The organism is Pirellulales bacterium, from assembly GCA_036267355.1.
In the GTDB taxonomy this organism is placed as follows: domain Bacteria; phylum Planctomycetota; class Planctomycetia; order Pirellulales; family DATAWG01; genus DATAWG01.
In genome coordinates this window covers 22,185-35,021 of record DATAWG010000022.1, presented here as the reverse complement: position 1 = coordinate 35,021, position 12,837 = coordinate 22,185, and the positions used below count along the sequence as shown (strand labels likewise).

Annotated in this window: 6 protein-coding genes; 3 read left to right on the top strand and 3 right to left on the bottom strand. The window is 60.7% G+C overall.

What is annotated here, in order from left to right; translation table 11 throughout:
* Positions 1-93: 93 nt before the first annotated feature.
* The gene (locus VHX65_03535) at positions 94-984 is read left to right on the top strand and encodes a glycosyltransferase (GenBank protein HEX3997605.1); all 891 of its coding nucleotides are present in this window, start codon (positions 94-96) and stop codon (positions 982-984) included.
* A gap of 477 nt (positions 985-1,461) precedes the next feature.
* Here the strand turns inward: VHX65_03535 and VHX65_03530 are convergent, their stop codons facing one another.
* The gene (locus tag VHX65_03530) at positions 1,462-2,121 is read right to left on the bottom strand and encodes a hypothetical protein (GenBank protein HEX3997604.1); all 660 of its coding nucleotides are present in this window, start codon (positions 2,119-2,121) and stop codon (positions 1,462-1,464) included.
* Between the two features lie 556 nt (positions 2,122-2,677).
* Between VHX65_03530 and VHX65_03525 the strand changes: the two genes are divergently transcribed.
* A complete protein-coding gene (locus VHX65_03525; GenBank protein ID HEX3997603.1) occupies positions 2,678-3,913 on the top strand; it encodes a sulfotransferase in 1,236 nt (411 codons plus the stop codon).
* Positions 3,914-3,969: 56 nt separating this feature from the next.
* On the top strand, positions 3,970-7,341 hold the full coding sequence (locus tag VHX65_03520) for an FG-GAP-like repeat-containing protein (protein ID HEX3997602.1): 3,372 nt from the start codon (positions 3,970-3,972) through the stop codon (positions 7,339-7,341).
* A gap of 440 nt (positions 7,342-7,781) precedes the next feature.
* Here VHX65_03520 and VHX65_03515 read toward each other — a convergent pair whose 3' ends face one another.
* Entirely contained in the window at positions 7,782-8,576 is a 795-nt protein-coding gene (locus VHX65_03515) for a hypothetical protein (GenBank protein HEX3997601.1), read from the bottom strand.
* 272 nt (positions 8,577-8,848) lie between these two features.
* On the bottom strand, positions 8,849-12,409 hold the full coding sequence (locus tag VHX65_03510; GenBank protein HEX3997600.1) for an aminotransferase class I/II-fold pyridoxal phosphate-dependent enzyme: 3,561 nt from the start codon (positions 12,407-12,409) through the stop codon (positions 8,849-8,851).
* Between the last annotated feature and the right edge of the window lie 428 nt (positions 12,410-12,837).

Here is a 12,837-nt window from a genome sequence, read left to right as displayed (position 1 = left end):
GCCGACACCGCACACTAGCCCGAAGCGTTAGCGAGGGACCAGCTTTTCGCAAGATTACAGCAGATCATTTCACTGCCCGGGGGGGTAAGGAAAATGCAGCTCTCAATCATCATTCCGGCCTACAACGAAGAACAGCGGCTTCCGCATACACTGTCGCTGTTGGAATCGTATTTCCACGGCGGACTCAAACGCGACGGCGTGCGGCTGCGAGAAATCATCGTGGTCGATGATGGCAGCGCGGACGGCACGGCCGCGGTCGTGGGTTCGCGGCGCGGAGCGATTCCCTTGGAACTGATTCGCTTCGAAAGAAACCATGGCAAAGGCGCGGCCGCCCGCGCCGGCATGCTGGCCGCCCGAGGCGAATGCTGCCTGCTCTACGATGCCGATGCCGCCACGCCCCCCGGCGAGATTCCGAAAATGGCCGAACGGATGCGCGAGCACGCGGCCGATGTGGTGATCGGTTCGCGCGTGCGGGGCCGGCAGCAAAATATTGTCTCGATGCGGCTACATCGCCGGCTGATCGGCAGCATGTATCACCTGCTGTCGTCGGCATTGATCCCGGGGATCGACGACGCGGCTTGCGGAGCGAAGATGTTTACTCGCGAAGCGGCCCAGGATTTATTCTCACGCCAGCGGATCGAGCGCTTCGCCTTCGATATCGAAATCCTCTCGCTCGCAATGCGGCTGGGCTACACGATCCACGAAATGCCGGTGCGATGGGAGGCGATCGCCGGGTCGAAGGTAAACCTCGTGCGCGATTCGCTGAATATGTCGTGGTGCGTCGTGAAACTTTACGTGCGGCATCTCTTGCTGCGCGACCTGAATGACCGGCCGGCTCTTACGCTGCAATCTGGGGAAGTTCTGCAATTCACCGCGAAGCCGAATTTTGCGGCCAAGCCCGATTTCACAGCGAAGCCCAATTTCACAGCCAAGCCCGATTTCACAGCGAAGCCCGATGAAACGCAAATCCGCCGCTCTGCCTGACGCGCGCGGGATGCCAAGACATGGGACGGATGGTCCCCGTTTCGCGGGGCCCCGCTGGCCGGCTGGCGATGGGGGGACAAGCAGAATCGGGGGTGAGAAATCGATCTCACCGGTAGTTTGACGACCGCAACCACCGTTACGAAGGCTTTAGACCGGGCTGCGGCTGTAGTCGTAGTCGTCTACACTTACGGCCAAGCAGAACAGCAGCACCAAGCTCGCTAAGAAGAGCGCTGTCTTTTTAATCATCATCCACGTCTTTTGCATTGGCTCGCTCCCTTTCCCTTTGCCGATTTCACCGCTGCGCGTAAGCAGGCCGACGGCGTTTCACCAAACTTGTGAATAGTTTACCGGCCCCGGCAAGGGAACGCAATGATTCTCTGCGGTTACCCGCAAAAAATGTCAGAGTAGAGATGGAAAGCGATCCACCCGGAAAGGAAGCCGGGCGGCGGGCGCACGCGGCCGACCTCGATAACTGCTCTATTTCAGCGAATCGGCGTCAGTCGCAAAGTCGATCAGGCGCTCGTGTTCATAGAACAGCCGGGCGATGTGGTCCGAGAGCACGCCCAAATAGTCGCGGCGGAATGCGTCTTCAGGCTTGTCCGAAACCGATACGGCCGCGGTCGGCGGATACAACGTTTGCGGAAGCTTCTTGCTGAAGACCGCCGTGCGCGTGCCACTGTGCATGTCGTAGACCCAGACATGCAGCACGGCGTGGCCTTGGTAGAGCGTGGGTCCTTCGTACAAGCCGAAATCTTCGAGATCGATGCCCACCACCATGTCGGCCTTCATGGCATGGCCGATTTCGATGAAGTTGTCCCAGTTGTTCGAATCGGCCCACATCGCGACTTCGCTCGGCGGAACGATCTTGCATTTCTTCACGTTCTTGGCCAACAACTCGCCGACGAGCGCGGCCAGATCAGGCGCGGCGCTCGCATCGGCAAATTGCAATTGAAACGTCGGCCGGCAAACCACCGCGACGCGCTTCTCGGCCAGTCCGGCAAATTCGGCCGGCGTGTTGTCGTCGTGGACGATGTATGCAAATTCGGAAATCAAATTGCAGCCACCCAGAGTGGCGGCAGCGACGATTGCACAAACAGCCGCAATTCGTTTGCAGCGGGCCGAAGCGAAGCGGACCATCATGGATCCTCGAGTTTGGACGGCGCGGAACGCAGGCCTCGGAGATTGGTACGCAGGTTCTCGCGAAACGGCCCAAAAAAAGAGATTCAAGAAAAGAGATTTGAAGAGGGCGGGAGAATAGTCGCACCTGGCCCGAGCGACAAGGCCATTTTTCTTGCGATGCGAAACGCCTGCCGATCGGTGTGCCACTGGCAAGCGCGAGTCTGCCAGTGCCACACAACCTATGCCGCGGGACGGGGGCCACGTAGATCGAGGCCTCGGCACGGCTAACCGCCGAATAATCGAGATTGACTGAATTGCGGACCTTAACTATTCTCCCGCCTCGTCGTCGGTCGGACGCCCGCACAAAAAGTCGCCAAGTTTGGTTGCTTGCTAGCAAAACTCGTTTGTACGAGCGCGGTTTAAATGGAAGTCTTGCCTTTCCGAGCCACGGAAGTCCGGCGGCATGATCCGCTCGAACATGAGAGCTAGTTCGCCGTCGGTTACGAATCGTTCTGGCTCAGGGACGGGCAAGGAAACAGAAACATCTACCGGGACCTCTTGAGCGGCATCCTGGATGGCACACGATCAATCCGCGACGGCTCCACTGTCTTCTCGCTCGTCCGATGCGACAGCGAATCGCAAGCCCTATTGGGCACCGAAAGTCTGGCACGGAATGACATTTCGCAACTGGATGCGGCTACTGGCGCGCAATCGGTTCGCGGTCGATCTGAAATTCTGGCCGGTGGCGCTGGGCATAACTGCGTTGTCGGTGCTCAATTCGATGCTGGCGCTGGTCCAGTCGCTGATCTTTGGCCGAAAAATCGCGCGGACCGAAATCCACGAGCCGCCGATTTTCATCATTGGCCATTGGCGCAGTGGCACGACGCTTTTGCATCGGCTGCTTGTGCAAGATGAGCGGTTTGCATTTCCTACGACCTATGACTGCTTTGCGCCGAAGTCGACGCTGGTGACCTCCGGGTTCGTGCGGCGCTGGCTGAAATTCCTGCATCCGAAGCGCCGGCCGATGGATGCGATGGGCGACGGCTTCGACTTTCCGCACGAAGATGAATTTGCGCTTTGCAGCATGGGGCTCGGATCGCCGTATGCGAGAGATGCGTTTCCCAATCGGCCGCAAGGGGAAGCGTTTCTCGATTTCGACGGGGTTGCGCCGACCGAAGTCGCCCGCTGGAAAGCTGGCTTGTTCCGATTCATGCAAACGCTGACATTCCGCAGCGGCAAGCCGATCGTGCTCAAATCGCCGTCCCACACCGCCAGGATTCGCGTGCTGCTCGAGTTGTTTCCCAATGCCCGATTCATACACATCGTCCGCCATCCGTTCGCGGTGTTTCCGTCGACGATGTGGACTTGGCAATCGGTCTATCGAGCCCACGGCTTGCAACGGGTCCGCTGCGACGGCCTTGACGAATACGTGTATCGAGTTTTTCTCCGCATGCACCGTGCCTATCGCGAACAAAAGCACTTGATTCCACCCGGGCATCTGTGCGAAGTGCGGTACGAGGACTTGGTTGCCGACCCGATTGAAAATATGCGCGCCATCTACGACCAACTGAACCTGGGCGATTTCGATCGCGCGCGCCCGAAGATCGACGCCTATGTCGCCTCGCAGAAGAACTACGTGCCAAATCGATATAAGGTATCGCCCGAGCAACGCGAGGAAATCGTCCGGCGTTGGGGAGCATTCATGCAAGAATATTCCTACGCCGCCGCGGATCGGGAACAAACGCCGTCGAAAACGGCGGCGCCATCGCGCACGAACCACGAACCGGCCACGCGGCGCCACGCCGCCTAGCCCGACGAACCGCGCCTTGACGCTCGCCGGGCGGCCATTTGGGAGTGCAAACGCCGATGCACATTGCACAATCGCCGATTGCCTCCCGCCCCACCAAACTCCAACCCGAAACAGCACGTCCTGAAAAGGCGAAATGGCGGTCGCGGCTCATCTCGTTTGGCAGCGCGGCGCTCGTCGTCGCATTGCTCGGGCTCCATTTTTCGGAGCGATGGCATCGAGCGCAGTCGATGCCGCTGGCGGATCGCCACAACTACGAACAGACCTATGCCTATAGCCTGTCAATCCTGGGGGGAAACGGGTTTCATAATCTGGCCGTGCCGCCGACGCCCGAAGGAAAACCGCTCGAGCGGTTTCTGGCGAAAGAATCGGATCGGGTAACGCCGGAACAATTTCAAGCGTTCCTGGCGAACCCGGGCCCGGCCAACTATGACGCCGATGCCGGCGAGCACAACTATTGGGCTTCTTCGCGAATCCTCGATCAATATGTGGTCGCCGGCTTATGGCGATTGTTTGGAATTCGCTGGCAGGCGGTTTTTCTCTTCGCCGCGGCGATGAGCACGCTGAGTTGCTTCTTTGTGTTCTTGATCGCCCGCCGCATCGGCGGCAGCTATTGGATCGGGCTGATTGCGGGCGTGCTTTATTTTGCCTCGCCGCTTACCGGCTATTTGGAAACATGGTCGCTGCGCGATGCCAGCCCGCTTTGGTTCGCGGCGGCCGGGTTTTGCGTCTTGTTTTGCGTCGTCGATCCGGTGCGCTCAACGGCCCGCCGAATCGCCGCTTCCGCGGCGCTGGGTGTGGTGGCGATGATCGGCATCGGATGGCGCCCCGACGTATTGCTGTTGGTGCTCTATATCGGGTTCTCCCTGTTGGTGCTGTCGTTCGCCCGACGATTGCCGTGGACGCTGATCGCAGCGAGCGTGGCTGTCTACGGGCTGGCCGCCATCGGTTGCCACGCGGCGATTTTCGCCCTTTCCAGCGAGCGAGAGCTCGATTCGCAGAACGGCTTTCAGAACGCGGTTTATGCCGATTTTAGCCGTGCGAATCTGCTCGAAATTGAAAACAGCTTTCAAATTCAGCGCTGCGATCGGGCGACGCTATTCCTGACCCGCGAATACGAACACACCCAAAATCCCGACGCCGCGCCGCTGCCGTACAAAGGGCATGGGTTCAGTCAAATCTGCCGTTCGATCTTTCTACAAGAACTGCGTTACAACGCCTTCCGGCTGGTCCAAAGCTTTCCGCGCGTTTATTGGAAATCACTCGCCGGACTGATGGTGCCCGGCGCGTTCGAAACACAGAATGCCGAGCAATTGCGACAAGGGCGCCTGCCCGGAATGGAACGGGTTTATCGAGCGGTGCTCGATCCGATTTCCGGCGCGCTGCCGTGGCTCTTTCTGCTCGGATTGGCGGTCGTTACGACCGTCGGCCAAGCGCGGCCGCAGGCTTTCATTCTGGGCGGACTATCGGTGGTGCAGTCGGTGGCCCTATTGCTCGTGCTGCCGGAACAAAAGCACTGCGGCATTCTGATTCTGCCGATGGCCGTCCTCGGAGCGATCGGCATCCGGTCGCTCGCCGCAATCCTGCGGCCTGCGACCTGGAAAGGGCTTTTGCAGTCTGCAAACGGCGGCCGAAATCCCGGAACATGGCGCTCCATTCGACAAAATCCTATCGCAGCCGGAGCGGCGGCGTGCGTGGCGATCTATGGTCTTGCGATGCTTGTGTCGTACGAAGTCAGCGTTCATGAGCGGCGAACCCTCATCGCGGCAATCCAAGAAGTGGCCCGAACGAGCGTGCCCGCGCCGGAAACGCTTCGCGGCGACAAAGTGTTTTCCATCGAGCGGCTGCCTGGCGAATCGCCGGATCCGACCGGTTATTTGCTCAAGATTTCGGCCGGCTCGAACCCTGGCGAAATTGTCTGCCGGCATATCCATTTTCCGCAAGATTGGTGCTGGCCACGAGCGCTGGAAACGGCGCACCGGCTGCGACAAAATCGCGAACAATTTTTCTTCGTCACGTGTGAACAAGGGGAACGGTTTGGCGATCCGCGACCGTATAGCTGCTCGGCGTTTCTCACCGGTGATGCAAAGATCGAATCGTGCCGGCGCGTCGATCTGAAGCATTGGAGCCGCTTGCCGGTGAGCACGGTTTTTTACGACGGCCAGAACTCGCCCGGCAGTCCACGGTCGTGCGAGAACAACAGCGTCATGCGTTGGGCGAATTGGCCCGTACTGCGCTCGTTCAGCGACGATTGGCAAGTTATGCAGGCCTACGCGCGCAAATCGCTCTTCGTCGGCCCGCAACCGATCGCTCCGCTGTCCCGGCCGATCGAGCATCTGGCCGCCTGCAACGGCGGCAAGGAATCCTGGGAGATCGCGATCAACGACGGACGCAAATTCGAGCCGGCCGAACTCAGCTATTGGGCGCCGCGGGAGTGGTCGCTTTTGGCGAGCGGCGACTTCAACGGCGATGGAATGACCGACATGATCGTTCGCGCCACCGATGGCTCGTGGTGGCTAGGCCTGGCAAATGGAAATTCGATTGCGTTTCGATCTTGCCCGATCGATTTGCCCAATGCACCGATCGACTATCTCGGCGCCGGCGATTTCAATGGCGACGACATCGACGATCTGGCCGTTCGTTTCGCCGACGGCCAGTGGTGGATCGGCTTGTCGGACGGTCAGGGCTTTAAGTTTCGCCCCTGGGGCCGCTGGACAGCGCCCATTTCGCCGCGAAATATCCGCATCGCCGATTTCAACGGCGACGGCCGGGCCGACATCGGCGGGTTCGACACCAAGTCGGGCCAGTGGCTTGTGTCGCAATCCGACGGCGAGACATTCAGCACTCGCGTTTGGGGCACATTCGAACCATCCGTCCCCTGGCAGCATATTTTAGCCGCCGATTTCAGCGGCAAAGGCCGAACCGACGTCGCTGCATGGAATCCTGCAACGGGCGATTGGATGCTCGGCCAATCCGATGGCCATCGCTTCAATTGCCGGGCGGCCGGGAAATGGACCGTCGACGCCAATTGGCAGTACGTTTCGACCGGCCGCTTCGGCCAAGATGCTCGGCAGGGAATCGTCGGGCTCGACAAGAAATCGGGCCGCCTCGCAATCGCCACGCTCGACGCGGTAATATCCGCTGCGCCGCAATTCACCACCCGCCTGCTTCCAAGCCATCCGGCCCTCGAAGGCGGAATTTATGCCGGCTGTTTCAACGGCGACGCGCGCGACAACCTGGCCGGCTGGACACGATCAGGCGAAATCTGGCTCGGCATTCTCGATGGCAATTCAATTCGCTACGAAAAACGCGGCCAATGGCCCGCCGCCGCGCATCTCACCGACGCCCGTGTAATCAGCTTCTGGCGCGAACCATCCGCTGCGGCCGCACCCGTTGCGGTCGCGGACCGGCCACGCGTGTCGGAGAATTGAAGTTTTCTCGGCAGTGCATTACGCTGCCACCATGAGCCAACAAAATCGGCGTGTCGAAATGCGTCTGGCCGCGAGTGTTCCAACACGGAGGTGGTTATGGCTTCATGGCGCAGTTTCACCTCGGCTTTCGTGTTGTCTCTGGTTCCAGCCGCTGAGGCACTGTTTGCTCCGCCTTCCGCCGCATTTCACCAACGGGTCGCACTCGATATTTGCCAACAACCACCGGACGCGCGCCAACTTCCGAAATAGCAGCCCCCCGGAGCACTCGGGGCGGGTCACCCGTCGGCGAGTGAGACGACGAGGCGCTTACCGACCGCATCCGCGTAACGCACCAGCGTATCCAAGGTAGGATTGGCGCGCTGACCAGTTTCGAGCTTCGACAGCGCCGAGCTATCCATTCCGGTACTTTCGTGAAGCCGAATGAAGGCGGCCAAGCTATTTCACGGCCATTGGCCGAAGCCTAAGTCTTCGCCTTCGTGCGTTGCCACGCCGATTTGTTCGATGCTGCCGCGGCGGCCGTTGTACCAGAGAAGCCAGCGCTTGCCGTCGAAGATGGCATACGGTTTGTAACAGGCGTCGGCATCCCAGGAATCGCCCCCCGCGGCGCGGATGATCGGGTTAGCCGGGTTCCGCTGCCAATTCGTGATTCCGTCTTTCGATCGGGCGACGCCGATCTGGGCGTGGGCCGTGTCGCGGAAGCCGATGTAAAACATCAGATACTCGTCGCCGCGGCGAACCACGTGAACCGCCGTGACTTTGTGGTGCTCCCAAGCGGCGCGCGGATCGGGCCGAAAAATCGGATTCGACTTGTTCTTGGTCCAGTTCAGGCCGTCGGGGCTGGTGGCGTAGCCGATTGCGTCGGGCTCGTATTGCTCGCCGCCGGAATACCACATGCGAAGCAGCTTGGCCTGCGCGTCCCAGATCACATCGGGACACATCACCGCCACTTTCTCCCACGGTTGATCGGCGGATAGCACCGGCCGATCCGACATTCGCCGCCAAAGGGTGCCGTCGCGGCTGGTGGCGTAGCCAATTGCGGAATGCCCGCCGGCCTGGCCGGTGTACCACATGTGGTAGCCATCGTCGCGGCGGATCACGACGGGCCGATTCACTTCAACTTCCCAGCCGGTTTCCTTCCGCGGAGGAAGAACGGTTCGCGGCGGCCCATCCCAGTGAAAACTATCTTTGCTCTCGACGATGGCGATGCTCTGCTTCGGCCGCCAGGAGAGCCACATGCGGTAGGAAGGGGCGAGGGACGAGGGGCGAGGGGCGAGAGAAGACGACGAGGGCGTGGGATCTTCGCGAAGAACCGACACATCGAAGCAAACGCCGTATTGGCCGCCGAGCACAGGATTGTCGTGATACTTCGCCCATCCGCCGGATGTTTCGCCCGCCGGCGCGGCGAATGCTCGGCAAGAAGAATCTGCCCCCACAAAAACTGTCAGGCAGAGGATGAGCAATGATCGTCGGAAAAGATTCACTCGCATGAGCGGCAACGATCTACCGCCTATTGGGCATGCTTATCCGGACTACCGCTGCCAGTGCTCGATCCATTCGACCTGCCATGGCTGGGCAACCCGTTGGAATCGGAGCCCGCGCGGCCGTTTGTGCCGGCGGCGGGATGGCCGAGATGGGCCGGGTCGATCTTGGCGAGTTCCTCGGCAACGGCGGCGACGGTTTCGCGGATTTGGTCTTCGGAGTGCGATGAGGAGATGAAGAACCGCAGCCGAGCGGCGCTCTCTTCCACAGCCGGATGCAAGATCGGTTGAACGTTGATCCCCCGCGCGAACAGGGCCTGCGAAAGTTGCAGGCTGTGCAGCGAGTTGCCGAGGATCACCGGCACCACGGCCGAGCCATGGCTCATGCCGGTGTTCAGGCCGCGCGACTTCGCCAGCGAGAGAAACAGCCGGGCGTTGTCGGCCAGCTTGGCCACGCGCTCCGGTTCTTCTTCCAACAGCCGCAGAGAGGCGAGGGCCGCGGCGGCATTCGGCGGCGAGATGCCGACGCTGTAGACGAATCCCGGCGCGGTATATTTCAAATACTCGACCAGCGCCTTGTTGCCGGCGATGTAGCCGCCACAGGCCCCAAACGATTTGCTGAGCGTTCCCATCCACAGATCGACCGACGCGGAATCGACTTCGAAGTGCTCGCCGATTCCGCGGCCATGTGGCCCGAGCACACCAGCCGAATGCGCCTCGTCGACCAACAGCATGGCCTTATGACGCGATTTCACTTCGATGAATCGCGGCAGGTCGGGATAGTCGCCATCCATGCTGTAAACGCCTTCGATGGCCACGAGCACACGGCGATATTCGCCGCGGATTTGCTCCAGCAATTGATCGAGGGCTTGCCAGTCGTTGTGCGGAAACGGCCGGCGGCGAGCGCCGCTCAAAATCGAGCCTTGCACGATGCTGTTGTGGGCCAATGCGTCGTGGAGGATCAAATCGCCTGAGCCGAGCAGATGGCCGATGGTGGATTCATTCGTCGAGTGGCCGCCGACATAGACGATGGCATCCTGCGTGCCGATGAAGCCGGCGATCGCTCGTTCGAGTTCGCGATGGAGCGGTTTTTCGCCCGATACAAGCCGGCTGGCGGAAACACTCGTGCCGTAGCGATCGATCGCAGCTTTGGCAGCCCGAGCCACGGTGGGATCGCCCGACATGCCGAGATAGTTGTAGCTCGAGAAATTGATGAGCGTGCGGCCGTCGATTTCGGTGGTGTCGTTCGTGACTCGTTGATGGGCGCGGAAATAGGGGTTCGCCAGACCGGTGTCTTGCACCGAGCGCATGTTCTGTTTCAGCGCCTGATACTCGGGAAACAATTCGACGCGATAATGGTCCGGCGGAATCTCTTCCGTGGCCGATCCCGCGGACCGTTGCCGCGGCGTCTTGCCGAGATAAGCCTCGACGGCTTCGACGACCTCGCGGCACGTTTCCATTAGCGGCAGCACCGACTCGGGAAACCGGCCGCCAAAGGTCTCTTCCAACGCCGCGACGATCTCCATCCGTTCGAGCGAATCGAGGCCGAGATCGAGAATATTCGTATCGAGCGTCAGTTCGCCCGCGCGTTCCTTGGCGATTTGCCGGACGTGGTCCAGAACGATTTGCACCGTCGCTTCGGATATGGATTCGCCTTCGGCTGCGGTGTCTTGAGAGATGTCGCCACCGATGCCGCGGTTGGCCGGCGGCGTGGGAGGTATGGCTCGATGGCCGTTGGTCGTTTCGCCGCGGAGCGTGCCCGGGGCGATTCCAGCGCGGCGCGGCGTTTGCGCCCCTCGGCGAGCGGCGGCGTTCTTTCTTTGCTTGCCGGTGGTGGAATCCCAGGCGCGCCATTGCTCGAGCACATCGAGCGTGCCGTGGAGAAATCCTTCGCGGCAGGCATGACGTTGGATTTTGCCGCTCGAGGTTTTGGGGATGCTGCCGGCCTTCAGCAGCACGATTGCTTCGACGGCCAGCTCGTGTTCGGCCGCGACATGCCGCCGCACCGCATCGAACACCTCGCCGAAGTTTTCGACATCGCGATGCCGGCCGCGCTCGACTTCGTAGACCACCACGAGCCGCTCGCGGCCGGCAATCTCGACGGTCAGCACGGCGCCGGCCCCGCAGCGGACAAAGGCGTGGCTTTGCTCGACGGTGAATTCGATGTCTTGCGGATAATGATTCAGCCCGCGGATGATGATCAGGTCTTTCATCCGCCCGGTGACGAACAACTCGCCGTCTTGCATGAAGCCGAGGTCGCCGGTTCGCAGATACGGACCGCTGCCGTCGGCCAGATGGGCGCGAAAGGTGTGCTCGGTTTCTTCCGGACGTCTCCAATAACCTTGAGCGACGCTTGGTCCGGCGACCCAAATCTCGCCCACTTCGTCGGCGGCGCAGCGCGTCATCGTGTCGGAATTGACGATCAGAATTTCCTGGTCTAAGAGCGTGCCGCCGCAGCCGACCAGCGCTCGCGCCCCTTCTTCCTCGTCGAGCGCATCGACAACGTGGTTCGATTCCAATGCCTGGGTGTCGAAACTGCGAATCACTGGCGGAGCGGTCTTGAAACCGCCGCTCACGATCAGCGTCGCCTCGGCCATGCCGTAGCAGGGATAAAACGCTTCACGGCGGAATCCGCACGGCCCAAACGCGTCGACAAAGCTTTCGATCGTTTCTTCCCGGACCGGCTCGGCTCCGTTGAATGCGAGGTTCCAACTGCTCAGGTCGAGGCTCTTGCGCTGCTCGGGGGAAATCTTGCGGACACACAAGTCGTAAGCGAAATTCGGCCCGCCGCTGATCGTGGCCCGGTATTTCGAAATCGCTTGCAGCCACCGTAGCGGCTTTTGCAAGAACGACACGGGCGACATGAGCACATTCCACTGGCCGATGTAGAGTGGCTGCAAGATGCCGCCAATGAGACCCATATCGTGGTAGCTCGGCAACCAGAACACGCTATGCCCCGACCGTGTATGCTCGAACGCGTAGGAAATCAGCGCCGAGTTGTGCATCAGGTTGGCATGCGAGAGCATGACGCCCTTGGGCGTGCCGGTCGAGCCGGAGGTGTATTGGAGGAAGGCCAGCGTGTCGCCATGCACGTCGGGCGGTTGCCAGCCGCGTTCGATGCCCGGCTCGAGTTGATCGGTCGCCTTCCAAGTGACGCTTTTCAGACTCGGCGTCTGGTCGAGCACGTCTTGCACTCTTTCCAAAACATCTTGGCATGTCAGCGCGATCTTGGCCTCGGCGTCGTCGCAGATCGCCTGAATGCGAGCGAGCGAGCGATTCCGCCGCGGCGGATAGGCCGGCACAGCCACCACGCCCGCATACAAACAGCCGAAAAATGCCGAGATGAATTCCAGCCCAGCCGGATAGAGCAACAGGGCTCGATGCCCCTCCATCTTCTGGCTTTGCAGCCACGTGCCGATGGCCCGCGCACGCCGATCCAGCTCGGAATAGGTCCAGCGGATTTCATCCGATTCGCCGTCGACCAGATAGCTAAACGCCCGATCGTGAGCCTGATGGGCGGCACGATGCCGCAGCAAGTCCACCAAATTGGAGGGCCCGAAAAACGAGCCGGGCAGTTGGTCGATATGCACTTTTTTTGACCCGGGGTTAGGGGCGCGCGATGAATGTGAGACGGGCGGTACACTCTGCACCGTCCGTGGCAGTTCGCAGCCGGAAGCGTACAATCCCCCCGCGATTTTCCGACCGAATAGCTTACCACGCCCCTATAACCGATACAAACCGCTATGGGGCCGATCCAACCGCGACTTCGTTGCGCGTTTGCCGTAAGCCACGGACGGCCATGCCTGGTTTCCGTCACGTCAGCTCGGGGGAAGCATAAGCCCGACACGTCCAAAAATCGGCAAGGCCGCGCAGCAACGATTAGCTTCGTCCGGGTTGCCCGGATATTGCGCCCCACTGAACCGATCCGCCGTCTTAAGCAAACCGCTAGTAGGTCGGAGGCTTTCGTTAGACGAACTGTCGCGGCCCCCCCCTGTCGAGCCGGCCATTGAGCTTGGAA